Below are 24,318 nucleotides of genomic sequence, written 5' to 3'. Positions count from 1 at the left end.
TGCTAAATCCCAGGCATAAAAAAAGCACCCCGAGGGGTGCTTTTTTTGTGCTCGCTCGCTTAGCGCTTCAGCGAAGCCGGCAGGTGCGGCTGGATCGCCGTCAGTACTGCCTTGAAGCATTTGGTGTTGCCAGCCACGACGTGGCCTTTCTCCAGGAAGTCATGACCGCCGGTGAAGTCGCTCACCAGGCCGCCCGCTTCCTGAATCAGCAGGGCGCCTGCTGCCATGTCCCATTCGGACAGGCCCGACTCCCAGAACGCATCAAAGCGACCGGCGGCTACATACGCCAGGTCCAGGCTGGCTGCACCGGCACGGCGGATGCCGGCGGTCTGGCCAACCAGGGCGCGGAACATGCCCAGGTAGTTTTCCAGATTGTCCATCTGGTCGTCACGGAATGGGAAGCCGGTACCCAGCAGAGCGCCTTCCAGGCTGGTGCGGCCGCTGACACGCAGGCGACGACCGTTCAGTTGGGCGCCACGACCACGGCTGGCGGTGAATTCTTCCTGGCGAACCGGGTCCAGCACAACGGCGTGTTCCAGGCGGCCACGGTATTTGCAGGCGATGCTCACGGCAAAGTGCGGGATGCCGCGCAGGAAGTTGGTGGTGCCATCCAGTGGGTCGATGATCCACAGGTAGTCTTCGCCTTCGCCACTGCCTTTGTGCAGGCCGGTTTCTTCACCGAGGATGCCGTGGGTAGGGTAGGCCTTGCGCAGGGCGTCGATGATTTTCTGTTCGGCGGCGCGATCCACCTCGGATACATAATCCTTGGCGTCTTTTTCGTCGACCTTGATGGTATCCAGGCGCTCGATGGAGCGGAAAATCAATTCACTGGCGCTGCGGGCGGCGCGCAGCGCGATATTCAGCATGGGCTGCATGGATAGGTCACCTAAGGTTGTTAAAGAAAGCCGAGCATTCTAGCAGAAACTTTCTTCAGGTGAAGGACGACGTTCGCTTTCATGGCATAACCTTAGGCGGTTCTGTAAGATTTGCTCCCCTTTCCTGTGTCCGCGAGCGCCTCCCTTGCTGCAAAACATTCGTGTCGTCTTGGTCAATACCAGTCATCCCGGCAACATCGGCGGGGTGGCGCGAGCCATGAAAAACATGGGGCTGACGCGCCTGGTGCTGGTCGAACCGCGGATATTCCCGCACCACGAGGCTGATGCCCGTGCGTCCGGCGCCAATGACTTGCTTGAAAATGCCCAGGTGGTCGCCACCTTGGAGGAAGCCCTGGTCGGCTGCAATCTGGTGCTCGGCACCAGCGCCCGTGATCGGCGTATCCCTTGGCCGCTGCTGGATCCGCGTGAATGCGGCACCAAAGTGGTGGAAGAGGCTGCTGGCGGTGCTGAAATCGCCTTGGTATTCGGCCGTGAAGACTCCGGCCTGACCAACGAAGAGCTGCAGCGATGTCATTACCACGTGCATATCCCCTCAGACCCTGAGTTCAGTTCGCTGAACCTCGGGGCGGCGGTGCAGGTGCTGACTTATGAAGTGCGCATGGCCTGGCTGGCTGCTGCCGGCCAGCCGAGCAAAGTGGAAAAGGAAGAGGTTGCCTCAACCAAAAGTGGCGAGTTGGCCACCATGGACGAGCTGGAACGGTTCTATGAGCACCTGGAGCAAACCCTGGTCGCCATCGAATTCCTCGACCCTGAAAAGCCACGGCACTTGATGGCGCGCCTGCGTCGTTTGTACGGCCGCAGCTCGGTGAGCCGGGCTGAAATGAACATATTGCGTGGCATCCTCACGGAAACCCAGAAAGCGGCCCGTGGTGAGCTTCTTAAGCGGAAGGATTAAAAATGTTCGAGCGTTTGCGAGAAGATATCCAGAGTGTTTTCCACCGTGACCCGGCGGCGCGCAATGCCTTTGAAGTGCTGACCTGCTACCCGGGCATGCACGCGATCTGGATCCACCGCCTGTCCGGCGCCCTGTGGGGCATGGGCTGGAAATGGCTGGCGCGGCTGGTATCGAACTTCGGGCGCTGGTTGACCGGTATCGAGATCCACCCGGGTGCCAAGGTGGGCCGTCGGTTCTTTATCGATCACGGCATGGGCATCGTGATTGGCGAGACAGCCGAGATCGGCGATGACGTCACCCTCTATCAAGGCGTGACCCTGGGCGGCACCACCTGGAATAAGGGTAAGCGCCACCCAACGCTGGGCGATGGCGTGGTAGTAGGGGCGGGCGCCAAGGTGCTCGGGCCGTTTACCGTGGGTGCCGGCGCCAAGGTTGGCTCCAACGCGGTAGTGACCAAGGCTGTGCCGCCGGGTGCCACGGTTGTGGGTATTCCAGGCCGCATCATCGTCAAGCCGCAAGACGGTGATGAGCAAGAGGCCAAGCGCAAGGCGATGGCCGAGAAGATTGGTTTCGATGCCTATGGCGTCAGTGAAGATATGCCCGACCCGGTGGCTCGTGCGATTGGTCAATTGCTTGATCATTTGCAGGCGGTGGACGGCAAGCTGGAGGGTATATGCGGGGCGCTGAAGGAGTTGGGCAGCCCGTACTGTGCCAAAGACCTGCCTGAACTGCGCGAAGAGGACTTTGCTGAGATCAAGGACGAGGCCGCTACCACCAAGGCAGGCTGAATGCGGTCTCTTGTGGGAGCTGGCTTGCCTGCGATAGCTGTCTATCAGCTTGCTTATAGGTTGCTGGCCCGCCGCAATCGCAGGCAAGCCAGCTCCCACATTTGATCTCCATTGGCTCGGTGGTCTTGCAGCAGGCCTGGTTGCGCTGTTCGATCCCACCCCATCCTGCTATGATTCGCGCGCCCTTTTTACGGGTATTCCTGACTAAAGTACTAGGTCTTATAGTTGACTTAAATACTCGGGAATCGCATACTTGCTCCCATTCTGAAACACCTTGGTACTTGTCCATGAGACTGACTACAAAAGGCCGATACGCGGTGACCGCCATGCTCGACTTGGCCTTGCACGCGCAAACTGGGCCGGTGTCCCTGGCCGATATCTCCGAGCGCCAAGGCATTTCCCTGTCCTATCTCGAGCAGTTGTTCGCCAAATTGCGCCGTAGCAATCTGGTTTCCAGCGTTCGCGGTCCGGGTGGTGGCTATCAGTTGTCCCGCGACATGCAGGGCATTCAGGTGGCCCAGGTGATCGACGCGGTCAACGAATCCGTCGATGCCACCAAATGCCAGGGTTTGGGTGACTGCCATGCCGGTGACACCTGCCTGACGCACCACTTGTGGTGTGACTTGAGCCTGCAGATCCATGAGTTTTTGAGTGGTATCAGCTTGGCTGATCTTGTGACTCGCCGTGAGGTGCAAGAAGTAGCCCAGCGTCAGGACCAGCGCCGTTGCAACACCAAGGCGCCGCGTCTGGACAAGATTGAAGCGTCCGCCGTCGAGTGACAGCCGAAGAGCTAACGGCACGCCAGCCAGCCTGATTTAGGAGAAAGTCCATGAAATTGCCGATTTACCTTGATTACTCAGCGACCACCCCGGTTGATCCGCGTGTCGCGCAAAAAATGAGCGAATGCCTGCTGGTCGACGGAAACTTCGGCAACCCGGCCTCCCGTTCCCACGTATTCGGCTGGAAAGCCGAGGAAGCGGTCGAGAACGCTCGTCGCCAAGTCGCTGACCTGGTCAATGCCGACCCACGCGAAATCGTCTGGACCTCTGGTGCCACCGAGTCCGACAACCTGGCTATCAAGGGCGCGGCGCATTTCTACGCGACCAAAGGCAAGCACCTGATCACCACCAAGATTGAGCACAAGGCTGTCCTGGACACCATGCGCCAACTGGAGCGTGAAGGTTTCGAGGTTACCTACCTTGAGCCAACCACCGACGGTATCGTCACCCCGGCCATGATCGAAGCCGCGATGCGTGAAGACACCATCCTGGTTTCGGTGATCCACGTGAACAACGAAATCGGCACTATCAACGACATCGCCGCCATCGGCGAGCTGACTCGCTCCAAGGGCGTGTTGCTCCACGTCGACGCTGCTCAGTCCACTGGCAAGGTCGATATCGACCTGTCCAAGCTGAAAGTCGACCTGATGTCGTTCTCGGCCCACAAGACTTACGGCCCTAAAGGCATCGGTGCTCTCTACGTAAGCCGCAAGCCGCGCGTACGTATCGAGGCCACCATGCATGGCGGCGGTCACGAGCGCGGCATGCGTTCGGGCACCCTGGCGACCCACCAGATCGTCGGCATGGGCGAAGCTTTCCGTGTGGCCAAGGAAGACATGGCTGCCGAAAACGTGCGCATCAAGGCCCTGAGCGATCGCTTCTACAAGCAGGTCGAAAACCTTGAAGAGCTGTACATCAACGGCAGCATGACCGCTCGTGTACCGCACAACCTGAATTTGAGCTTCAACTACGTCGAAGGCGAGTCGCTGATCATGGCGCTCAAGGACCTGGCGGTATCGTCCGGTTCGGCCTGCACCTCGGCGTCCCTTGAGCCTTCGTACGTACTGCGCGCCCTGGGCCGCAACGACGAACTGGCCCACAGCTCTATCCGCTTTACGTTCGGCCGCTTCACCACCGAAGAGCAAGTCGACTACGCCGCGCAGAAGGTCTGCGAAGCCGTCAACAAGCTGCGCGTTCTGTCGCCACTGTGGGACATGTACAAAGACGGTGTCGATATTTCCAAGATCGAGTGGGCGGCACACTAACTATAGAAGCCGCCACCCAAGCTCTGTAGGAACGTGGCGGAAAACGCAGGCGTTTCTACAGGGTTCCAGAGCGGCCCTGATGAGTGAGGATTCAGTACCATGGCTTACAGCGAAAAGGTCATCGACCACTACGAAAACCCGCGCAACGTCGGCAAGATGAACGCGGAAGATCCAGATGTCGGCACCGGCATGGTCGGCGCCCCGGCGTGCGGCGATGTAATGCGCCTGCAGATCAAGGTCAATGATGCCGGTGTTATCGAAGACGCCAAATTCAAGACTTACGGCTGCGGTTCGGCCATCGCCTCCAGCTCCCTGGCGACCGAATGGATGAAAGGCAAGACCCTGGATGAGGCTGTCACCATCAGCAACACCCAGCTGGCCGAAGAACTGGCGTTGCCGCCAGTGAAAATCCACTGCTCCGTACTCGCTGAAGATGCCATCAAGGCAGCTGTTCGCGACTACAAGCAGAAGAAAGGCTTGATCTAAGCATTTGGCGACGAGTAAGGAGTCAACGATGGCTATCAGCATGACAGAAGCGGCTGCGCAGCACATTCGCCGCTCCCTGAATGGGCGCGGTAAAGGTGAGGGGATTCGTCTGGGTGTACGCACCACGGGCTGTTCCGGCCTTGCCTACGTGCTGGAGTTTGTCGACGAGGTGGTTGAAGAGGATCAAGTGTTCGAAAGTCACGGCGAGAAAGTGATCATCGACCCCAAGAGCCTGACCTACCTGGACGGCACCGAACTCGATTTCGTCAAGGAAGGGTTGAACGAAGGTTTCAAGTTCAACAACCCTAACGTGCGCGGTGAATGTGGCTGCGGCGAAAGCTTCAACATCTGAGGCTACTCGTGGGTACTCCTTGTCATTTCGCTTTATTCGAGCTGCAGCCGAGCTTTCGGCTGGACCTTGAGCAGCTCGCCACGCGCTACCGTGAATTGGCGCGTGGGGTGCATCCGGACCGCTTCGCTGACGCTTCCGAGCGTGAGCAGCGCTTGGCCCTTGAGCAATCGGCCAGCCTCAACGAAGCCTATCAGACGCTCAAAAGCCCCCCCAAACGCGCGCGCTATTTGCTGGCGATGAAGGGCGGTGAGTTGCCGATGGAGGTCACCGTGCATGATCCGGACTTCCTGATGCAGCAGATGCAATGGCGTGAAGAACTCGAAGAACTGCAGGACGAAGCCGATGTGGCGGGTGTCGCGGTCTTCAAGCGTCGTCTGAAAACCGCCCAGGATGAGCTCAACGAAAGCTTCGCAGCCTGTTGGGATGATGCGGCGCAACGCGAACAGGCCGAGCGCCTGATGCGGCGCATGCAGTTTCTCGACAAGCTCACCTACGAAGTGCGCCAGCTAGAAGAGCGCCTCGACGATTAACCCAGTGCTGCCCGTGATGCACGCCTGATAGACAGATAAGACCTGATTACCATGGCTCTACTGCAAATCGCCGAACCCGGCCAAAGCCCTCAACCGCACCAGCGTCGCCTGGCGGTCGGGATTGACCTGGGCACCACCAATTCTCTGGTTGCTGCCTTGCGCAGCGGCCTGTCCGAGCCACTGCCTGACGCCGATGGGCAGGTGATCCTGCCGTCCGCTGTGCGTTATCACGCAGATCGCACTGAAGTGGGCGAGTCGGCCAAGCTCGCCGCGTCCGCAGACCCCTTGAACACGGTGTTGTCGGTCAAGCGCTTGATGGGTCGTGGGTTGTCCGACGTCAAGCAATTGGGTGACCAACTGCCGTACCGCTTTGTCGGCGGCGAGTCCCATATGCCGTTCATCGACACCGTCCAGGGGCCCAAGAGCCCGGTCGAAGTGTCGGCCGATATTCTCAAGGTGCTGCGCCAGCGTGCGGAAAATACCTTGGGTGGTGAGCTGGTAGGGGCGGTTATCACCGTTCCGGCGTATTTCGATGACGCCCAGCGTCAAGCCACCAAGGACGCGGCGAAACTTGCCGGCCTGAACGTGCTGCGTTTGCTCAACGAGCCGACTGCGGCAGCTGTGGCCTACGGCCTCGATCAGCACGCTGAAGGCCTGGTCGCTATTTATGACCTGGGCGGCGGTACCTTCGATATTTCGATCCTGCGCCTGACCGGCGGTGTGTTCGAAGTGCTCGCGACCGGCGGCGACAGTGCCCTGGGTGGCGATGATTTTGATCACGCCATTGCTGGCTGGATCATCAGCAGTGCCGGCTTGTCGGCTGATCTGGACCCAGGCGCGCAGCGCAACCTGCTGCAAACTGCCTGCGCGGCCAAAGAGGCGCTGACTGACGCTGCTTCTGTTGACGTTTGCTACGGTAATTGGTCGGCCCCACTGACTCGCGAAGCCTTTGATGCGCTGATCGAGCCGATGGTCGCCCGCAGCCTCAAGGCCTGCCGTCGTGCTGTGCGTGATTCCGGTATCGAGTTGGAGGACGTTGGCGCAGTGGTCATGGTGGGCGGTTCCACCCGCGTTCCGCGCGTGCGTGAAGCGGTAGCCGAAGCCTTTGGGCGCCAACCACTGACCGAAATCGACCCGGATCAAGTCGTCGCCATCGGCGCTGCCATCCAGGCCGATACCCTGGCTGGTAACAAGCGTGATGGCGGCGAATTGCTGTTGCTCGACGTGATTCCGCTGTCGCTAGGCCTGGAAACCATGGGCGGCCTGATGGAGAAGGTGATTCCGCGTAACACCACCATCCCCGTCGCGCGCGCCCAGGACTTCACCACCTACAAAGACGGTCAGACAGCCATGATGATTCATGTGCTGCAAGGTGAGCGCGAGCTGATCAGCGACTGCCGTTCCCTGGCGCGCTTTGAATTGCGTGGCATTCCGGCGATGGTCGCGGGCGCGGCGAAAATTCGCGTGACCTTCCAGGTCGATGCCGATGGCCTGCTCAGTGTCGCTGCGCGCGAACTGGCGTCTGGCGTTGAAGCCAGCATCCAGGTCAAGCCGTCCTACGGCCTCACCGATGGCGAAATCGCCAAGATGCTCAAGGATTCATTCCAGTATGCCGGTGACGACAAGGTCGCCCGCGTATTGCGCGAGCAACAAGTGGATGCCCAGCGCCTGCTCGAAGCGGTGCAGGGCGCCCTTGAAGCCGACGGCGAGCGCTTGCTGGATGCCGAAGAGCGCATGGTCATTGACCTGCAAATGCAGGAACTGGCCGAACTGATGAAAGGCAACGATGGTTACGCCATCGAGCAACAGACCAAGCGCCTGTCGCAAGTCACTGATGCCTTTGCTGCCCGCCGTATGGATCAGACGGTTAAAGCCGCGCTGGCGGGCCGCAACCTGAATGAAATTGAGGAATAACTGATGCCGCAGGTCACTTTTCTACCGCACGCCGAACATTGCCCTGACGGCATGGTCGTGGAGGCTGAGACCGGCAAGTCCCTGCTCGACGTCGCCCATGACAACCACATCGAGATCGAAAGTGCTTGTGGCGGCGTGAATGCCTGCACCACGTGTCACTGCATCATTCGTAAAGGTTTCGACAGCCTCAATGAGGCTGACGACCTGGAAGAAGACTATCTTGATCGGGCGTGGGGCCTGGAGCCGACGTCGCGCCTGAGTTGTCAGGCGAAAGTGGGAACTGAAGACCTCACCGTCGAAATCCCGAAATATTCGCTCAACCATGCAGCCGAAGCGCCGCATTGATTCAAGGAAATGTCATGAGCCTGAAATGGGTTGATGTACAAGAAATCGCTATACAACTTGCGCAAGCTCATCCTGAGGTCAATCCTCTTACCGTGAACTTCGTCAAGCTGCGCGACCTCGTAATGGCACTGCCGGATTTTGACGACATCCCTGACCGGGGTGGCGAAAAGGTCCTTGAGGCGATTCAAGGCCTGTGGATCGAAGAAGCAGACTGAGCCGCCTTTTTACGCAGTTAGGCAATACCCAATAACCCGCGTATAATTCGCGGGTTTAATTTTTCGTAAATTACCGTTTCTGGAGTTACACCATGGCTGTTCAACGTACTTTCTCCATCATCAAGCCTGACGCTGTTGCAAAAAACGTCATCGGCGAGATCACCACTCGTTTCGAAAAAGCCGGCCTGAAGGTTGTAGCTTCGAAACTCAAGCAACTGTCCAAGGCTGAAGCTGAAGGCTTCTACGCTGAGCACAGCGCTCGTGGCTTCTTCGGCGACCTGGTTGCCTTCATGATCTCCGGTCCTGTTGTTGTTCAGGTTCTGGAAGGCGAAAACGCTATCGCTCTGAACCGTGAGCTGATGGGCGCTACCAACCCTAAAGAAGCTGCTGCTGGCACCATCCGTGCTGACTTCGCTGAATCCATCGACGCCAACGCTGTTCACGGCTCGGACTCCGAAGCTGCTGCTGCTCGCGAAATCTCGTACTTTTTCGCTGCTACTGAAGTAACCGCTCGCTAAGCATCGGCTTAAAGAGTGAGGGTGAATCCATGACTACATCGACTGTTAAAACCAACCTGCTGGGTCTGACTCAGCCGGAAATGGAGAAATTCTTCGACTCAATCGGGGAGAAGCGTTTCCGTGCCGGTCAGGTAATGAAGTGGATTCACCACTTTGGCGTCGACGATTTCGACGCCATGACGAACGTCAGCAAGGCCCTGCGCGACAAGCTCAAGGCCATTGCCGAGGTGCGTGGTCCCGAAGTGGTCAGCGAGGACATTTCCAGCGACGGTACCCGTAAATGGGTGGTGCGCGTGGCGTCCGGTAGCTGTGTCGAGACCGTGTACATTCCCCAGGGCAAGCGCGGCACTTTGTGCGTTTCGTCCCAGGCAGGCTGTGCCCTGGACTGCAGTTTCTGCTCCACCGGCAAGCAAGGCTTCAATAGCAACCTCACCGCCGCCGAAGTCATCGGCCAGGTGTGGATTGCCAACAAATCCTTTGGCAGCGTCCCGGCGACCGTCGACCGTGCCATCACCAACGTGGTGATGATGGGCATGGGTGAGCCGCTGCTGAATTTCGACAACGTGATTGCGGCCATGCATTTGATGATGGACGACCTGGGCTACGGCATCTCCAAGCGCCGTGTGACCCTGTCGACCTCCGGCGTGGTACCGATGATCGATGAGCTGGCCAAGCACATCGACGTCTCCCTCGCGTTGTCGTTGCACGCGCCTAATGACGCATTGCGTAACCAATTGGTGCCGATCAACAAGAAGTATCCGCTTAAGATGCTGCTCGAATCGTGCCAGCGTTATATGGCGACCCTGGGTGAGAAGCGTGTGCTGACCATTGAGTACACCATGCTCAAGGACGTCAACGACAAGCTGGAGCACGCGGTCGAGATGATCGAATTGCTCAAGAACACCCCGTGCAAGATCAACTTGATCCCGTTCAACCCGTTTCCTCATTCTGGTTACGAGCGGCCGAGCAACAACGCCATCCGTCGTTTCCAGGATCAACTGCACCAGGCCGGCTATAACGTCACTGTGCGAACCACTCGTGGTGAAGACATCGATGCCGCCTGTGGCCAATTGGTAGGGCAGGTGATGGACCGCACCCGCCGCAGTGAACGTTATATCGCCGTGCGCGAACTTAACGCCGCTGAAGATTTGCCGCAAATCGCTGTGAATCGAATCTGAGAGGATCTCTATGCCCTTGCGCCTTGCGCTGCTTTTACTGTTTACCGGCCTCGTGGCCGGTTGCGTTTCATCGGGCCATGACAGCCCGTTGCGCACTGATAAAGGCCGTGATGAGGCGCGGGTTGCCTATGTGCAACTGGGTTTGGGGTACCTGCGCCAAGGCATGAGCGAGCAGGCCAAGGTGCCGTTGAAAAAGGCCCTTGAGCTGGACGCTGATGATGCCGATGCCAACGCCGCGCTGGCCCTGGTGTTTCAGGCTCAGGCCGAGCCCGAGCTGGCCGACCGCTATTTTCACAAGGCCCTGGCCTCCCGCCCTGCCGATCCGCGGCTGCTGAATAACTACGGCAGTTTCCTGTTCGAGCAGAAACGGTATGACCTGGCGTCACGTTATTTCCAGCAAGCCGCCACCGATACTCTCTACCCGCAGCGTTCGCGGGTGTTCGAGAACCTTGGTGTGACCTCGATGCGCCTCGGCCAGCGCGACAGCGCCCGCCAGCAACTGGAAAAAGCCCTGCACCTGAACAGTCGCCAGCCACGGGCATTGCTCGAAATGGCTGAGTTGTCTTACGAAGACAGGCATTATGTGCCGGCACGTGACTATTACGAGCGTTTTAGCCTGCTCAGCGGGCAAAATGCACGTAGTCTATTGCTCGGTGTGCGCCTGGCGACGGTTCATGAAGAACACGACACGGCCGCACGTTTTGGCCAGCAACTCGAACGACTCTATCCCGGTACGCCGGAATATCAGCAATACCTGTCGGAGCAATGATGAAAGCCGCGCACCCGGAAGATGTAGCAGCTAATCGCGTCAACCCAGGCGAAACCTTGCGCCAGGCCCGCGAAAGCAATGGTTGGTCGCTGGCGGAAGTGGCCCTCAAGCTCAATTTGACCAGCACCTCCCTGGCCAACCTGGAAGCCGGCGCGTTCGATAAGCTGCCTGGGCATACCTTTGCCCGCGGCTATATCCGCGCCTACGCCAAATTGTTGGGTATCGACCAGGCCGTACTGGTGCAGGAATTCGACCAGTTCACCGGTACCGATGCACAGGGCAGTAATGTCCATGGCCTTGGGCGCATCGAAGAGCCAACGCGGGTTTCCCACACGATTTTGCGGATTGTCAGCCTGTTGTTGCTGGTTGCCGTGGTCGGCGGCGGTTTCGTCTGGTGGCAAGACCAAGCCTCCCTGCGCAGCAAAGACCTGACCAGCAACGCCATGGAACATGTCGAAGTCGAAAGCGCCGATGGCACCACCCAGATTCATCCGCTGGACGAGCCGGAAGACCAGGCCGTGGTAGAAGGGCAAGCCGCGCCGCAAGCACCGGCCACTGCCGAACAGCCCACGCCAGATGCTGGCGTGGACCCTGCTGCGGTACCGGCTCCGGCTGTTCCGACCGCTCCCGCAGCACCCGTGGCACAGGCTCCGGCGGCTCCTGCACCTGCGACCCCTGCGCCAGCCGCACCCGCAGCGCCGGCGATGTCGCCTCCCACCACTCCGGCGTTGATCGCCGGTGACGGGCGCGTACAAATTACCTTCATCGCTGACTGCTGGACGCAAGTTACCGATGGCAACGGCAAAGTGCTGTTCAGCGGTTTGAAGCGTAAGGGCGATACGCTTGACCAGGGCGGCAAGCCTCCTTTGACGCTGCGTCTGGGCTTCGCCCGTGGCGCGCAAGTGGCCTACAACGGCCAGCCTGTAGACGTGGCGCCGTTCACCAGTGGCGAGACTGCTCGCCTCAAGTTGGGACAATAGTCATGCACGGCGAATCTCCAATCAAACGTCGCGTATCGCGCAAGATCTGGGTCGGCTCGGTGCCGGTGGGTGGCGATGCCCCTATCGCAGTGCAGAGCATGACCAACAGCGACACCAACGATGTAGCGGCCACCGTGGCCCAGATCAACCGTCTGGAAGCGGCCGGTGTGGACATCGTGCGAGTTTCCGTACCAGACATGGACGCAGCCGAGGCCTTTGGTCGTATCAAGCAGTTGGTCAAGGTACCGCTGGTTGCCGACATTCACTTCGACTACAAGATCGCGTTGCGCGTGGCCGAACTGGGTGTGGACTGTCTGCGTATCAACCCCGGCAACATCGGGCGTGAAGACCGCGTGCGTGCCGTGGTGGACGCTGCCCGTGATCGCGGTATTCCGATCCGCATCGGCGTCAACGCCGGCTCCCTGGAAAAAGACCTGCAAAAGAAATACGGCGAGCCCACTCCGGCGGCGCTGGTCGAGTCGGCCCTGCGCCACGTTGAACACCTTGAACGTCTGAATTTCCAGGACTTCAAGGTCAGCGTAAAAGCTTCCGACGTGTTTATGGCGGTAGAAGCCTATCGCCTGCTGGCCAAGGAAATCGTGCAGCCGCTGCACTTGGGTATCACCGAAGCTGGCGGTTTGCGCTCAGGCACAGTGAAATCTGCGGTGGGTCTCGGTATGCTGCTCGCCGAAGGGATTGGCGATACTATCCGCATCTCCCTGGCGGCAGACCCCGTTGAGGAAGTGAAGGTCGGTTACGACATTCTAAAATCCCTGCGTTTGCGTTCCCGTGGTATCAACTTCATTGCCTGCCCGAGCTGCTCGCGGCAGAACTTCGACGTGGTGAAAACCATGAACGACCTGGAGTTGCGCCTGGAAGACCTGCTGGTGCCGCTGGATGTCGCAGTGATCGGTTGTGTGGTCAACGGGCCGGGTGAGGCCAAAGAGGCCCACGTGGGCCTGACGGGTGGCACACCGAACCTGATTTACATCGACGGCAAGCCGTCGCAGAAGCTAACGAATGACAATCTGGTGGACGAGCTGGAAAAGCTGATCCGCGAGAAAGCGGCCGAGAAGGTCGCCGCTGACGCAGCGCTGATCGCTCGCGGCTGATTGAACGAATTTAAGGATCTGATGTGAGCAAGTCTCTGCAAGCCATTCGTGGCATGAACGACATCCTGCCGGAGCAGACGCCACTGTGGCGCTACTTCGAGAGCACTGTCGCGCGCCTGCTGGATAACTACGGTTACAAGCAGATCCGTATGCCGATCGTCGAGTTCACCGAGCTGTTCAAACGCTCCATCGGTGAAGTGACCGACATCGTCGAAAAAGAGATGTACACCTTCGAAGACCGCAACGGCGACTCCCTGACCCTGCGTCCGGAAGGCACGGCCGCGTGCGTGCGTGCCGTACTGGAACATGGCATCACCGGTGGTGGCCAGACCCAGAAGCTCTGGTACATCGGCCCGATGTTCCGCCACGAGCGCCCGCAGAAAGGCCGTTACCGCCAGTTCCACCAGATCGGTTGCGAAGTTTTCAACCTGGACGGCCCGGACATCGACGCCGAGCTGATCGTGCTGACCTGGCGCCTATGGGGCCAACTGGGCATCCGCGATGCGGTCAAGCTTGAACTCAACAGCCTGGGCACCAGCGAGTCCCGGGGTCGCTATCGCGAAGCCCTGGTCGAGTACCTGTCGGCCCACCTGGACAAACTGGACGAAGACAGCCAACGCCGTCTGAAGACCAACCCGTTGCGCGTGCTGGATACCAAGAACGCCGACACCCAGGCCGTGCTGGTCGATGCGCCGAAAATGGCTGATTACCTGGACGACGAGTCCCGCGTGCATTTCGAGGGCCTCAAGGCTCGTCTGGATGCAGCCGGTATTCCCTACGTGATCAACCCCAAGCTGGTGCGTGGCCTCGACTACTACAGCAAGACCGTGTTCGAGTGGGTCACCGACAAGCTCGGCGCCCAGGGCACCGTGTGTGCCGGTGGTCGCTACGACGGCCTGGTCGAGCAAATGGGCGGCAAGCCGACCCCCGGCGTAGGCTTTGCCATGGGCATCGAGCGGCTGATCCTGCTGCTGGAAACCTTGGAGCAGGTTCCGGAAGAGATTTCCCGTCAGGTGGACGTGTACCTGTGCGCTTTCGGCGAGGCTGCCGAACTGGCGGCCCTGGCTTTGAGCGAAAAAGTACGTGACCAACTGCCCAACCTGCGCCTGCAGATCAATGCCGGCGCTGGTAGCTTCAAGAGCCAGTTCAAGAAGGCCGACAAGAGCGGTGCGCTTTACGCACTGATCCTCGGCGATGACGAGCTGGCCCAGCAAGTGATAGGTTTCAAACCCCTGCGTGGCCAGGGTGAACAACAGAACATTGCCTTTGATGCGCTCGCTGCGCACTTGGCCACCTGCATCGTGCAGGGTTGAAGCTGTCGAACAGCCGAATTTAGCGATTAAGGAGTATTGGGGTGTCGAGTACTGATGATGAGCAACTGGCCGAGTTCAAGGACTGGTGGCAGCGTAACGGCAAGCCCCTGGTCACAGGCGGCCTGCTGGCGCTAGTGGTGGTGTTCGGCTGGCAAGCCTGGACCAAGTATCAGGCCAACCAGTCCCAAGGTGCCTCGATCGTTTATCAGCAACTGCTGGAAACTACCCTGACCCCGGACGGCAAGCCTGACCCTGCGCAGGTGGCGGATCTGGCCGGCAAGCTGAAGAACGAATTCGGCGGTAGCACTTACGCCCAGTACGGCAGCCTGTTCGTCGCGAAAGTCGCGGTCGATACCGGCAAGCTGGATGACGCCGTCACCGAGCTGAAGGCCATTGCCGACAAGCCGACCAACCCGACCCTGGGTGAAATCGCACGTCAGCGCCTGGCACAGGTATTGGCGGCACAGAACAAGGCTGACGAAGCACTCAAACTGCTCGACGGCGATGCTGACAAGGCATTCGTGGCCACTCGCGAAGAGCTCAAGGGCGACCTGTTGGTCCAATTGGGTCGTACCGACGAAGCCCATGCTGCGTACCAAAAAGCCAAGGCGGCGCTGTCTGATGAAGCGGCGGTCGGTGGCTTACAAATCAAGCTCGACGACTTGGCCAAAGGGGATGCGTGACGTGATCCGTTGGAAACATGCAGCATTGCTGGCTCTGGCCGTTTTGGCCGCGGGTTGCAGCAGCAACAGCAAAAAAGAACTGCCTCCTGCCGAGCTGACCAGCTTCAAGGAAGAAGTGGTCCTGCAAAAACAATGGAGCCAATCCATTGGTGATGGGCAGGGCGACCTCTACAACCTGTTGCAGCCGGCGATTGACGGCGACAACATCGTGGCTACTGATTCCACTGGTGTCGTGGTTGCCATGGATCGCATGAGCGGCGACGTCAAGTGGAAGAAAGACCTCGAACTGCCGGTTTCCGGCGGTGTGGGCGTCGGCTACGGCATGGTGCTGATCGGTACCCTCAAGGGTGACGTGGTCGCGCTGGACTCCAGCACCGGTGAAGAGAAATGGCGCGCTCGCGTGACCAGTGAAGTGCTCTCGGCACCGGCGACCAACGGCGATATCGTCGTGGTGCAAACCCAGGATGACCGCGTGATCGGCCTGGATGCCTCCACCGGCGACCAACGCTGGTTGTACGACAGCACCCCAGCGGTATTGACCCTGCGCGGTACCAGTGGTCCGATTGTGACCAACAACCTGGCCGTTGCTGGCCTGTCGACCGGTAAAGTGGTTGCCCTGAATACCCAGAACGGCGTGCCGGCCTGGGAAACCCGTGTGGCCATCCCGCAAGGTCGTTCCGAACTGGATCGCGTGGTCGACATCGACGGCGGCTTGCTGCTGTCGGGTGAAACCCTCTACGTCGCCACCTACCAGGGTCGTGTTGCCGCGCTGGACCTGCAAAGCGGTCGCATCAACTGGCAGCGTGATGCCTCCAGCTATGCGGGTGTCGCCCAAGGGTTTGGCAGCGTCTATGTGAGCCTGGCATCCGGCACCGTTGAAAGTGTGGATGAACGTTCCACCACTGCACTGTGGAGCAATGACTCCCTGGCTCGCCGTCAACTGTCGGCACCGGAAGTCTTCTCCAGCTACGTCGCGGTGGGTGACTTCGAAGGCTACCTGCACCTGCTGAGCCAGGTGGACGGTCGTTTTGTCGGTCGCCAGCGTATCGACAGCGACGGCCTGCGTGCGCGTCCGCTGGTGGTGGGTAACATGCTTTATGTGTATGGCAACGGCGGCAAGCTGGAAGCCCTGACCATCAAGTAAAGGTTTGACTATGCTTGGGGTAACCCCCAGGCGGCCCTGCTTCGGCGGGGCATGCGGCATCTGACGATGCTGCCCCGAGCACCAGCCGCTGCCCTGCAGCGGCTTTTGTATTTTCTGAAATAACGAAGTGGAGAGCCGCATGGTTCCCGTAATCGCCCTGGTGGGCCGACCTAACGTCGGCAAGTCCACCCTGTTCAACCGCCTGACCAGGACTCGCGACGCCATTGTCGGCGACTTGTCCGGTCTGACCCGTGATCGCCAATACGGTGAGGCAAAGTGGCAAGGGCGCTCCTACATTATTGTCGACACCGGTGGTATCTCCGGTGACGAGCATGGCATGGACGAAAAAATGGCCGAGCAGTCACTGCTGGCCATTGAAGAAGCCGATGTCGTGTTGTTCCTGGTGGACGCCCGCGCGGGCTATACCGCTGCCGACCAGATGATTGGCGAGCACCTGCGCAAGCGCAACAAGCGCTCCTATCTGGTCGCCAACAAGATCGACAACATCGATCCTGAGGCAGCCCGTGCCGAATTCAGCCCGATGGGCCTGGGCGATGCGATCCCGGTCGCCGGTGCCCACGGTCGCGGCATCACCCAGATGCTGGAAATCGCCCTGCGCGACTTCCCCAAGGATGACGTCGAGGAAGAAGAGGGCGAGGAAGAGATCGTCGCTGAAGGTGAGGAAGCCAAGCGCATTCCTGGCCCGAGCGAAAAAGACGGTATCAAGATCGCTATCATCGGCCGCCCGAACGTCGGCAAGTCGACCCTGGTCAACCGTATGCTCGGTGAAGACCGCGTTATCGTCTATGACCAACCCGGCACCACGCGCGACAGTATTTACATCCCGTTTGAGCGTAACGACGAGAAGTACACGCTGATCGACACCGCCGGTGTGCGCAAGCGCGGCAAGATCCACGAAGAAGTTGAAAAGTTCTCCGTGGTCAAAACCCTGCAAGCGATCAAAGACGCCAACGTGGTGATCTTCGTAATGGACGCCCGCGAAGGCGTGGTGGACCACGACCTCAACTTGCTGGGCTTTGCCCTGGAAGCCGGTCGCGCCCTGGTAATCGCGATCAACAAGTGGGACGGCATGACGCCGAGCGAGCGCGATTTCGTCAAAATCGAGCTGCAGCGTCGGTTGTTCTTCGTCGAGTTCGCCGATATCCACTTTATCTCGGCACTGCACGGCACCGGCGTGGGCAACCTCTACGCGTCCGTACAGAACTCGTTCAAGTCCGCGGTTACCCGCTGGCCGACCAACCGCCTGACCCAGATCCTGGAAGACGCGGTGGGCGAGCACGCGCCGCCGATGGTCAACAACCGCCGGATCAAACTGCGTTACGCCCACTTGGGTGGTGCCAACCCGCCGATTATCGTGATCCACGGTAACCAGATCGAGAAGGTGCCCAAGTCCTACGTGCGTTACCTGGAAAACACTTACCGTCGAGTCTTGAAACTGGTCGGTACGCCGATCCGTATCGAGTTCAAGGGTGGCGAGAACCCATACGAAGGCAACAAGAACACACTGACTGACCGTCAGGTGAACAAGAAGCGTCGTTTGATGACTCACCACAAGAAAGCCGACAAGAAGCGCCGCGACAAGAAATAACGGCAGCTTTGCGTTGTAAGCGACACGCTGCAAGAGAGGGCTCCTTTGGAGCCCTTTTTTATGCGCGACCGTTTGTGCCTTGACCCGATGCAGTGGGCAGCTTAAAACTTGTGGCTCACCTGCAGGGGCTTCCGATGATCACCAGCAAGCTGCCGAATGTCGGCACGACCATTTTCACCACCATGTCGCAACTCGCCGCTGAAACCGGCGCACTCAACCTGTCCCAGGGCTTCCCGGATTTCAATGGCCCGCAAGGTTTACTCGATGCCGTGGGCAAGCATATCGCCCTCGGCCATAACCAATACGCACCGATGACCGGCCTGCCCGTGTTGCGTCAGCAAGTGGCGGCCAAGATCGCCCGCAGTTATGGCGTCACAGTGGATGTCGACAGCGAAGTGACCATCACCCCAGGCGCCACCGAGGCGATCTTTTGCGCGATCCAGGCGGTCATCCGCAACGGCGATGAAGTCATCGTGTTCGACCCCAGCTACGACAGCTACGAGCCGTCGGTCGAGCTGGCCGGTGGTCGCTGCGTGCATGTGCAATTGAGCCTGCAAGGCTTCGCCCTCGACTTTGACAAGATCAGGGCCGCGCTCTCACCGCGCACGCGCATGATCATCATCAACTCGCCACATAACCCCACCGGCGCGCTGATCAGCCGCGCCGAGCTGGACCAGTTGGCCGAACTGATCCGCGACCGTGATATTTATCTGGTCAGCGATGAGGTCTACGAACACCTGGTATTCGACGGTGTGCCCCACGTCAGCATATTGGCCCATCAGGAACTGTATCAGCGCGCCTTTGTAGTCAGCTCCTTCGGCAAGACCTATCACGTGACCGGCTGGAAAACCGGTTACGTGGTCGCGCCGCCGGCCCTGACAGCTGAACTGCGCAAGGTGCATCAATATGTCAACTTTTGCGGCGTGACCCCTTTGCAGTACGCTTTGGCAGACTTCATGGCCGAACATCCGGAGCATGTCGACGAACTGCCGGCTTTTTACCAGGCCAAGCGTGACCTGTTCTGCGACCTGCTGGCGCCATCGCGCTTGAGCTTTACCCGGGTGACCGGCACTTACTTCCAACTGGTGGATTACTCGCAGATTCGCCCAGACCTGGATGACGTCGCCATGTCCCTGTGGATGACCCGCGAACATGGCGTGGCGACCATTCCGGTTTCGGTGTTCTACCAGCACCCACCCCAAGGCCAGCGCCTGGTGCGCCTGTGCTTTGCCAAACGCGAGGAGACGTTGCGACAAGCGGCGGAAAAACTATGCGCGATCTGAGTGCACTGCCCAATCTGAACATTGCCCTGGTGCAGACGAGCCTGGCCTGGCATGACCGCCAAGCCAACTTCGAACACTTCGAGTTGCTGCTGGAGCAGGCCAAAGGCGCCGACTTGATTGTGTTGCCAGAGATGTTCACCACCGGTTTTTCCATGGAATCAGAAGCCCTCGCCGAGCCGGAAAGCGGCCCCACCCATCATTGGCTCCAGGCCCAGGCGGCAAAGTATCAGGCCGTGATTACCGGCAGCGTGATCATCCAGGCCGCCGATGGCAGCCACCGCAACCGTCTGCTGTGGGCGCGGCCGGATGGTGAGGTCTTGCATTACGACAAGCGCCACCTGTTCCGCATGGCCGGTGAACATGACCATTACACCCCAGGTGAACGCCAGGTGCAGTTCGAGCTGAAGGGTTGGCGCATTCGCCCGCTGATCTGTTATGACCTGCGCTTCCCGGTGTGGAGCCGCGACGCCCAGGATACGGACCTGCTGCTGTACACCGCCAACTGGCCGGGCGCTCGGCGTCAGCATTGGAATCGGCTGTTGCCGGCACGGGCCATTGAGAACCTGTGTTACGTGGCGGCGGTGAACCGGGTGGGCACCGACGGCAAGGGGTTTGCCTACACCGGCGATAGCCAGGTGTTGGATTTCCAGGGTGAGACTTTGCTGAGTGCAGGGGAGGCGGATGGGGTGTTCCAGGTGATCCTGGATGCGACGGAGCTGGCGGCTTACCGTACACGATTCCCGGCGAATCTGGATGCCGATAGCTTTCAGTTTGTCTGAGGCTCTGAGATTGTTCCCACGCTCTGCGTGGGAACGCCTCTTGGGACGCTCTGCGTACCGCTTCTAAGGGCGGACGCAGAGCGTCCAGGGCTGCATTCCCACGCAGAGCGTGGGAACGATCAGGCCCCTGGATTCTCACCCAGGGGCCTTTTGCATTACGGCAATGCTTACGCCGCTTTGGCTTCCAACTGGCTCAACGAGCGGTTCAGCGCACTGAACAGCGCCTTGAAGCTGGCGGTAGTGATGTTTTCATCGATCCCCACCCCATGCACCGGGCGTTCGCCGTTCACGCGCAGTTCAATGTAAGCCGCCGCCTTGGCATTGGTACCCGCACCAATCGCATGCTCGTTGTAGTCCATGATTTCAACGCCAATCGGCAAGCCGGCCACCAAGGCTTCCAGCGCGCCGTTGCCTTTGCCTTTCCAGTGCAGGTTGGTTTCGCCCTGGCCTTTGCCGGAGACTTCCACCTCGACAAAGCTGTTGCCGTTCTCTTCCTGCAGGCGGTGGCTGACCAGCGCGTACGGCGTGTTGGCTTGCAAGTACTCACGCTGCAGCAAGGCGTAGATCTGTGGCGCGGTCATCTCCAGGCCCACGCGATCGGTTTCGGCCTGTACCACCTGGCTGAACTCGATCTGCATGCGACGGGGCAAACTGATGTCGTATTCCTGCTCCAGCAAGTAGGCGATGCCGCCCTTGCCTGACTGGCTGTTCACACGGATCACGGCCTCGTAGCTGCGGCCAATATCGGCCGGGTCGATCGGCAAGTACGGCACTTCCCACAACGCATCGTCTTTCTGCTGGGAGAAGCCCTTGCGGATCGCATCCTGGTGCGAGCCGGAGAACGCGGTATGTACCAGATCGCCGACATACGGGTGACGTGGGTGCACCTGGATCTGGTTGCATTCCTCGACCACTTTGCGCACGCCGTCAATGTCCGAGAAGTCCAACTGCGGGTCCAGGCCCTGGGTGTACATGTTCAGCGCCACGGTGACCAAATCGACGTTCCCGGTGCGCTCGCCGTTGCCAAACAGGCAGCCTTCCACACGATCAGCGCCGGCCATCAGGCCCAACTCGGTGGCCGCCACGCCAGTGCCACGGTCGTTGTGGGTGTGCAGGCTGATGATCACGCTGTCACGACGGTTGATATGGCGACCGAACCACTCGATCTGGTCGGCATAGATGTTAGGGGTGGCGCATTCAACCGTGGCGGGCAGGTTGAGGATCATCTTGTGCTCAGGCGTGGGGTTCCACACCTCGATCACCGCGTCGCAGACTTCCTTGGCGAACTCAAGCTCAGTGGCGCTGAAGGTCTCTGGGGAATATTCGAAGGTCCACTGGGTTTCCGGCTGCTGGGCGGCGTATTTGACGAACAGCTTGGCGGCGTTGACCGCGATCGCCTTGATGCCGTCCTTGTCCTGGTTGAACACGATGCGGCGGAACGACGGCGAGGTGGCATTGTACAAGTGCACAATGGCTTTCTTCGCGCCGCGCAGGGATTCGAAGGTGCGTGCGATCAAGTCTTCACGACCCTGGGTCAGCACTTGGATGGTGGTGTCCTCGGGGATGTGGTTGTCTTCGATCAGGGTGCGCACGAAGTCGAAGTCGGTTTGCGACGCGGCAGGGAACGAGGCTTCGATTTCCTTTACGCCAACGGCCACCAGGGTCTTCCAGAAGCGCAGCTTTTTCACCGCGTCCATCGGCTCGATCAGCGACTGGTTGCCATCACGCAGGTCGGAGCTGCACCAGATCGGCGCTTGGGTGATGGTCTTCGACGGCCAGGTACGGTCCGGGATGTCGATGGTCGGGAACGCGCGGTATTTCGAAGACGGGTCTTTGAGCATGCTCATCGGAAAATCCTTGGTTGTAGGGGCCGAAAAAAGGCGGCCTGCCGTAGAACTGTTATTGGGGATAAAACTTTAGGACGAGGCAGATCGATTCAGCCTGGCAGTCGTGCGCTGACAAGGCACAGGCTGCGGTGCTGGCGGAGCTGAATGAGGGTGTGAGAGGTTTTCATAAGCTCAACCCTAACCGCCGGGGTGAAAGATGGCAAGCAGTCGAGAAAAATTGAGATAAGTTCTTTTGCTGCCTCGAAAATCGAGATTTTATTGCCGTAATTTCGAGTGGTGTGTGTTTTTGTTGCTGTGGGTTTGTCAGGTGCGCAATTGAGGCGACGGCTTGCACCATCGCAGGAAAGCCAGCTCCCACACTGGGCAGCCTTCCAATGGAGGAGCCGGGCTTGCCCGCGATGAGGCCCGTAGTTTCACATTTGATATCAGGGTTGGAACGCGCCGATAAAGATCGCTGGATCTACACGTGCATCGTTCAGGCTGACGTTCCAGTGCATGTGCGGGCCAGTCGCCCGGCCAGTCGCACCCACCTTGCCCACCACCGCGCCGCGCACCAGTTGCTGGCCCACCTTCACGTCGATTTTGGACATATGGCAGAACATGCTGATAAAACCCTGGCCATGGTCGACGAACACCGTGTTGCCATTGAAGAAGTAATTGCCCACCAGAATGACCTTGCCGTTGGCGGGCGTCTTGATCGGCGTACCGGCCGGCACGGCGAAGTCCAGGCCCGAGTGCGGGTTGCGCTCTTCGCCGTTGAAGAAGCGTCGCACGCCGAACTTGCTCGACAGCGGCCCGCTCACCGGTTTATCCAGCACCAGGTTGCTCGGCAGGTTCGGGCTGAAACTGCGGTAAGCCTTGAGCTGCACAGCCAGTTCGCCTTCGATGCGCTTGAGCTGGGCCGGGTCAGGGTTGACCTGGCTCTTGTTCTTCAAAGTGATGCGCTGTTCCGGATACTTCTTGTAGCCGACGATAAACGGCAGGTTGCGCCCACCGCTGCTGATGCGCTCGTTGCCGGGCTTGACCGTCAACGGGATGCCGACAATGGCCAGCCAGTTGTCCTGCTCCTTGACCACCAGCACCGGCTTGCCCTGGTAAGTGGCTTTCGGCGCCGTGGCCGAAGGGCCCAGCTCGACGACGGCCACGCCGCCAGGCACCGGTTTGTTCAGGGTTCGCGTGATGTAGCTGTCGGCGTGGGCATTAAACGTGAGGCACAACAGCATCAACAGGCTCAGTAGGCGTGGCATCGATCAATCCAATAATGAAAGGGTGACGGGTGTCAGGTGGTTGTCTTCCACCCGCACTTGCAATTGGCCTTCACCCAGGCGCGCGGTGAGGCGCTGGCCGGTGTGGGTTTGCGCGGCATTGCGAATCGCCTGGCCGCGCTCGTCCAACAGGATGCTGTAGCCGCGGCCCAGGGTCGCCAGCGGGCTGACCACCTGCAATGTCTGCACTTGGCTCTGCAGTTGCAGACGCCGAGCCTTGAGACCTTCGCGCATGGCGCGGGGCAGGCGTTCGGCGAGGCTGTCCAGGCGCTGGCGCAAGAGTGCCAGTTGACGGCCCGGGTGCTGGCCGGCGAGGCGGGTCTCCAGGCGGATCAAGCGCTCGCGACGGGTATTGAGGCTGCGCTCAAAGGCACGGCGCAAGCGCATGTCCAGGTCATCCAGGCGCTGGGCCTGCTGGCGCAAGCGCTCGCCCGGATGACGCAGGCGCCGGGCCATGCCTTCCAGGCGCAGGCGGCTGTGGCTCAGGCGGTTGCGCATCAGCATCACCAGGCGGCGCTGCAGGTTTTCTACCTGGCGTACCAGATGGCTGGCGTCGGGAGCCAACAACTCGGCGGCGGCGGAGGGAGTAGGGGCGCGGACGTCCGCCACGAAGTCGCTGATGGACACATCGGTTTCATGACCAACGGCGCTGACGATAGGGGTAACACAGGCATCAACTGCACGGGCCACCGCCTCTTCGTTGAAGCACCACAAGTCTTCAAGGGAGCCACCGCCACGGGCCAGGATCAGCGCGTCGAAACCACGAGCGTCGGCGAGTTTCAGCGCCCGCACGATCTGCGGGATTGCTTCGCGGCCTTGCACGGCGGTAGGGATCAGGGTCAGTTCAATGTTCGGCGCGCGGCGGCGGAACACGCTGATAATGTCGCGAATCACCGCGCCGGTGGGCGAGCTGATAATGCCGATGCGCCGAGGATGCACCGGCAGCGCCACCTTGCGTTCGGCACTGAACAGGCCTTCGGCGCTCAGCTTTTCCTTCAGTGCATCAAAGGCCAGGCGCAGCGCACCGTCACCGGCTGGCTCCACGGTATCGAGGATCAGTTGGTAATCACCACGGCCCTCGAACAACGAGACCTTGCCGCGCACCTTCACCGCCAGCCCGTCCCTCAACGCCTGGCGTACGCGTGCAGCGTTGTTGCGAAACAGCGCACAACGCACTTGGGCCCCGCTGTCCTTGAGCGTGAAATACACATGGCCGGAGGCTGGGCGAGCGAGGTTGGAGATCTCGCCTTCCACCCAGATATTGGTGAACACGTCTTCCAGCAACACCCGCGCACGGCCGTTGAGCTGGCTGACAGTCAGGACTTCGCGGTCCAGGCCCAAACGGGCAAAAGGATCTTTAATCATGGGCGGCA

The 24,318-nt window shown here is 59.8% G+C and carries 25 protein-coding genes; 21 read left to right on the top strand and 4 right to left on the bottom strand.

What is annotated here, in order from left to right; translation table 11 throughout:
- Positions 1 to 59: 59 nt before the first annotated feature.
- Entirely contained in the window at positions 60 to 875 is an 816-nt protein-coding gene (suhB, locus tag AB4P90_RS23770) for an inositol-phosphate phosphatase (protein ID WP_005791195.1), read from the bottom strand.
- A gap of 145 nt (positions 876 to 1,020) precedes the next feature.
- Here suhB and trmJ point away from each other — a divergent pair, with 145 nt between their 5' ends.
- The 21 genes from trmJ (at position 1,021) to AB4P90_RS23665 (ending at position 19,833) form a co-directional block, all read left to right on the top strand.
- Positions 1,021 to 1,791, top strand: a complete 771-nt coding sequence (gene trmJ, locus AB4P90_RS23765; protein WP_003194022.1) for a tRNA (cytosine(32)/uridine(32)-2'-O)-methyltransferase TrmJ — start codon at positions 1,021 to 1,023, stop codon at positions 1,789 to 1,791.
- Between the two features lie 2 nt (positions 1,792 to 1,793).
- Positions 1,794 to 2,579 (top strand): serine O-acetyltransferase, encoded by a 786-nt coding sequence (cysE, locus tag AB4P90_RS23760; protein ID WP_395605411.1) that lies wholly within the window; start codon positions 1,794 to 1,796, stop codon positions 2,577 to 2,579.
- Between the two features lie 287 nt (positions 2,580 to 2,866).
- The gene (gene iscR / locus AB4P90_RS23755) at positions 2,867 to 3,358 is read left to right on the top strand and encodes a Fe-S cluster assembly transcriptional regulator IscR (protein WP_003194020.1); all 492 of its coding nucleotides are present in this window, start codon (positions 2,867 to 2,869) and stop codon (positions 3,356 to 3,358) included.
- Between the two features lie 50 nt (positions 3,359 to 3,408).
- Positions 3,409 to 4,623 carry an IscS subfamily cysteine desulfurase gene (locus AB4P90_RS23750; RefSeq protein WP_003194019.1) on the top strand — a complete coding sequence of 405 codons (1,215 nt, stop codon included), beginning with the start codon at positions 3,409 to 3,411 and terminating at the stop codon, positions 4,621 to 4,623.
- A gap of 99 nt (positions 4,624 to 4,722) precedes the next feature.
- The gene (gene iscU, locus AB4P90_RS23745; RefSeq protein ID WP_003175965.1) at positions 4,723 to 5,109 is read left to right on the top strand and encodes a Fe-S cluster assembly scaffold IscU; all 387 of its coding nucleotides are present in this window, start codon (positions 4,723 to 4,725) and stop codon (positions 5,107 to 5,109) included.
- 28 nt (positions 5,110 to 5,137) lie between these two features.
- Positions 5,138 to 5,461: an iron-sulfur cluster assembly protein IscA gene (iscA, locus tag AB4P90_RS23740; RefSeq protein ID WP_003209680.1), complete on the top strand. Its 324-nt coding sequence runs from the start codon at positions 5,138 to 5,140 to the stop codon at positions 5,459 to 5,461.
- Between the two features lie 8 nt (positions 5,462 to 5,469).
- Positions 5,470 to 5,991 carry a co-chaperone HscB gene (gene hscB, locus AB4P90_RS23735; protein WP_014719822.1) on the top strand — a complete coding sequence of 174 codons (522 nt, stop codon included), beginning with the start codon at positions 5,470 to 5,472 and terminating at the stop codon, positions 5,989 to 5,991.
- Between the two features lie 51 nt (positions 5,992 to 6,042).
- A complete protein-coding gene (gene hscA / locus AB4P90_RS23730) occupies positions 6,043 to 7,905 on the top strand; it encodes a Fe-S protein assembly chaperone HscA (protein ID WP_014719821.1) in 1,863 nt (620 codons plus the stop codon).
- 3 nt (positions 7,906 to 7,908) lie between these two features.
- The gene (gene fdx / locus AB4P90_RS23725) at positions 7,909 to 8,250 is read left to right on the top strand and encodes an ISC system 2Fe-2S type ferredoxin (RefSeq protein ID WP_005791182.1); all 342 of its coding nucleotides are present in this window, start codon (positions 7,909 to 7,911) and stop codon (positions 8,248 to 8,250) included.
- A gap of 14 nt (positions 8,251 to 8,264) precedes the next feature.
- Positions 8,265 to 8,465: a Fe-S cluster assembly protein IscX gene (gene iscX / locus AB4P90_RS23720; protein ID WP_014719820.1), complete on the top strand. Its 201-nt coding sequence runs from the start codon at positions 8,265 to 8,267 to the stop codon at positions 8,463 to 8,465.
- A 92-nt stretch (positions 8,466 to 8,557) separates the two neighbouring features.
- Entirely contained in the window at positions 8,558 to 8,983 is a 426-nt protein-coding gene (ndk, locus tag AB4P90_RS23715; protein ID WP_003175956.1) for a nucleoside-diphosphate kinase, read from the top strand.
- A 29-nt stretch (positions 8,984 to 9,012) separates the two neighbouring features.
- On the top strand, positions 9,013 to 10,161 hold the full coding sequence (gene rlmN / locus AB4P90_RS23710) for a 23S rRNA (adenine(2503)-C(2))-methyltransferase RlmN (RefSeq protein ID WP_395605410.1): 1,149 nt from the start codon (positions 9,013 to 9,015) through the stop codon (positions 10,159 to 10,161).
- A gap of 10 nt (positions 10,162 to 10,171) precedes the next feature.
- On the top strand, positions 10,172 to 10,930 hold the full coding sequence (pilW, locus tag AB4P90_RS23705; RefSeq protein ID WP_014719819.1) for a type IV pilus biogenesis/stability protein PilW: 759 nt from the start codon (positions 10,172 to 10,174) through the stop codon (positions 10,928 to 10,930).
- Positions 10,930 to 11,910, top strand: a complete 981-nt coding sequence (locus AB4P90_RS23700) for a RodZ domain-containing protein (protein WP_339231661.1) — start codon at positions 10,930 to 10,932, stop codon at positions 11,908 to 11,910. The genes pilW and AB4P90_RS23700 overlap by 1 nt, the downstream gene beginning before the upstream one ends.
- A gap of 2 nt (positions 11,911 to 11,912) precedes the next feature.
- Positions 11,913 to 13,022 (top strand): flavodoxin-dependent (E)-4-hydroxy-3-methylbut-2-enyl-diphosphate synthase, encoded by a 1,110-nt coding sequence (ispG, locus tag AB4P90_RS23695; protein ID WP_003175952.1) that lies wholly within the window; start codon positions 11,913 to 11,915, stop codon positions 13,020 to 13,022.
- A gap of 23 nt (positions 13,023 to 13,045) precedes the next feature.
- A complete protein-coding gene (gene hisS, locus AB4P90_RS23690; protein ID WP_019817223.1) occupies positions 13,046 to 14,335 on the top strand; it encodes a histidine--tRNA ligase in 1,290 nt (429 codons plus the stop codon).
- Between the two features lie 41 nt (positions 14,336 to 14,376).
- Positions 14,377 to 15,018, top strand: a complete 642-nt coding sequence (locus AB4P90_RS23685) for a YfgM family protein (protein ID WP_014719816.1) — start codon at positions 14,377 to 14,379, stop codon at positions 15,016 to 15,018.
- Positions 15,011 to 16,162 (top strand): outer membrane protein assembly factor BamB, encoded by a 1,152-nt coding sequence (bamB, locus tag AB4P90_RS23680; RefSeq protein ID WP_014719815.1) that lies wholly within the window; start codon positions 15,011 to 15,013, stop codon positions 16,160 to 16,162. Before AB4P90_RS23685 ends, bamB begins: the two co-directional genes overlap by 8 nt.
- A 139-nt stretch (positions 16,163 to 16,301) precedes the next feature.
- Positions 16,302 to 17,771 carry a ribosome biogenesis GTPase Der gene (der, locus tag AB4P90_RS23675; protein WP_005791167.1) on the top strand — a complete coding sequence of 490 codons (1,470 nt, stop codon included), beginning with the start codon at positions 16,302 to 16,304 and terminating at the stop codon, positions 17,769 to 17,771.
- 134 nt (positions 17,772 to 17,905) lie between these two features.
- Positions 17,906 to 19,054, top strand: coding sequence for a pyridoxal phosphate-dependent aminotransferase (locus tag AB4P90_RS23670; RefSeq protein ID WP_020301376.1), 1,149 nt, complete (start codon positions 17,906 to 17,908; stop codon positions 19,052 to 19,054).
- Entirely contained in the window at positions 19,042 to 19,833 is a 792-nt protein-coding gene (locus AB4P90_RS23665; protein ID WP_038451430.1) for an amidohydrolase, read from the top strand. Before AB4P90_RS23670 ends, AB4P90_RS23665 begins: the two co-directional genes overlap by 13 nt.
- Positions 19,834 to 20,000: 167 nt before the next feature.
- Here AB4P90_RS23665 and leuA read toward each other — a convergent pair whose 3' ends face one another.
- From leuA to xseA, 3 genes are all read right to left on the bottom strand, one after another.
- Complete coding sequence (gene leuA / locus AB4P90_RS23660) at positions 20,001 to 21,680, bottom strand: 2-isopropylmalate synthase (RefSeq protein ID WP_014719812.1); 1,680 nt, start codon at positions 21,678 to 21,680, stop codon at positions 20,001 to 20,003.
- Positions 21,681 to 22,105: 425 nt separating this feature from the next.
- On the bottom strand, positions 22,106 to 22,927 hold the full coding sequence (locus AB4P90_RS23655) for a M23 family metallopeptidase (protein ID WP_014719811.1): 822 nt from the start codon (positions 22,925 to 22,927) through the stop codon (positions 22,106 to 22,108).
- A 3-nt stretch (positions 22,928 to 22,930) separates the two neighbouring features.
- Positions 22,931 to 24,310, bottom strand: coding sequence for an exodeoxyribonuclease VII large subunit (gene xseA / locus AB4P90_RS23650; protein WP_014719810.1), 1,380 nt, complete (start codon positions 24,308 to 24,310; stop codon positions 22,931 to 22,933).
- Between the last annotated feature and the right edge of the window lie 8 nt (positions 24,311 to 24,318).

This window comes from Pseudomonas sp. B16120 (genome assembly GCF_044218845.1).
GTDB lineage: Bacteria > Pseudomonadota > Gammaproteobacteria > Pseudomonadales > Pseudomonadaceae > Aquipseudomonas > Aquipseudomonas paracarnis.
Note: the sequence above shows the minus strand (reverse complement) of the source record. Positions and strands in the feature narration are given on the sequence as shown.

Bases quoted from the DNA above. Each gene is read 5' to 3' on its own strand.
- iscA (WP_003209680.1), top strand. From the start codon at position 5,138: ATGGCTATCAGCATGACAGAAGCGGCTGCGCAGCACATTCGCCGCTCC.
- hscA (WP_014719821.1), top strand. From the start codon at position 6,043: ATGGCTCTACTGCAAATCGCCGAACCCGGCCAAAGCCCTCAACCGCAC.
- pilW (WP_014719819.1), top strand. From the start codon at position 10,172: ATGCCCTTGCGCCTTGCGCTGCTTTTACTGTTTACCGGCCTCGTGGCC.
- fdx (WP_005791182.1), top strand. From the start codon at position 7,909: ATGCCGCAGGTCACTTTTCTACCGCACGCCGAACATTGCCCTGACGGC.
- xseA (WP_014719810.1), bottom strand. From the start codon at position 24,310: ATGATTAAAGATCCTTTTGCCCGTTTGGGCCTGGACCGCGAAGTCCTG.
- iscR (WP_003194020.1), top strand. From the start codon at position 2,867: ATGAGACTGACTACAAAAGGCCGATACGCGGTGACCGCCATGCTCGAC.
- AB4P90_RS23700 (WP_339231661.1), top strand. From the start codon at position 10,930: ATGAAAGCCGCGCACCCGGAAGATGTAGCAGCTAATCGCGTCAACCCA.
- AB4P90_RS23655 (WP_014719811.1), bottom strand. From the start codon at position 22,927: ATGCCACGCCTACTGAGCCTGTTGATGCTGTTGTGCCTCACGTTTAAT.
- bamB (WP_014719815.1), top strand. From the start codon at position 15,011: ATGCGTGACGTGATCCGTTGGAAACATGCAGCATTGCTGGCTCTGGCC.
- cysE (WP_395605411.1), top strand. From the start codon at position 1,794: ATGTTCGAGCGTTTGCGAGAAGATATCCAGAGTGTTTTCCACCGTGAC.
- leuA (WP_014719812.1), bottom strand. From the start codon at position 21,680: ATGAGCATGCTCAAAGACCCGTCTTCGAAATACCGCGCGTTCCCGACC.
- AB4P90_RS23670 (WP_020301376.1), top strand. From the start codon at position 17,906: ATGATCACCAGCAAGCTGCCGAATGTCGGCACGACCATTTTCACCACC.
- ndk (WP_003175956.1), top strand. From the start codon at position 8,558: ATGGCTGTTCAACGTACTTTCTCCATCATCAAGCCTGACGCTGTTGCA.
- rlmN (WP_395605410.1), top strand. From the start codon at position 9,013: ATGACTACATCGACTGTTAAAACCAACCTGCTGGGTCTGACTCAGCCG.
- iscX (WP_014719820.1), top strand. From the start codon at position 8,265: ATGAGCCTGAAATGGGTTGATGTACAAGAAATCGCTATACAACTTGCG.
- iscU (WP_003175965.1), top strand. From the start codon at position 4,723: ATGGCTTACAGCGAAAAGGTCATCGACCACTACGAAAACCCGCGCAAC.
- AB4P90_RS23750 (WP_003194019.1), top strand. From the start codon at position 3,409: ATGAAATTGCCGATTTACCTTGATTACTCAGCGACCACCCCGGTTGAT.
- ispG (WP_003175952.1), top strand. From the start codon at position 11,913: ATGCACGGCGAATCTCCAATCAAACGTCGCGTATCGCGCAAGATCTGG.
- suhB (WP_005791195.1), bottom strand. From the start codon at position 875: ATGCAGCCCATGCTGAATATCGCGCTGCGCGCCGCCCGCAGCGCCAGT.
- AB4P90_RS23665 (WP_038451430.1), top strand. From the start codon at position 19,042: ATGCGCGATCTGAGTGCACTGCCCAATCTGAACATTGCCCTGGTGCAG.
- der (WP_005791167.1), top strand. From the start codon at position 16,302: ATGGTTCCCGTAATCGCCCTGGTGGGCCGACCTAACGTCGGCAAGTCC.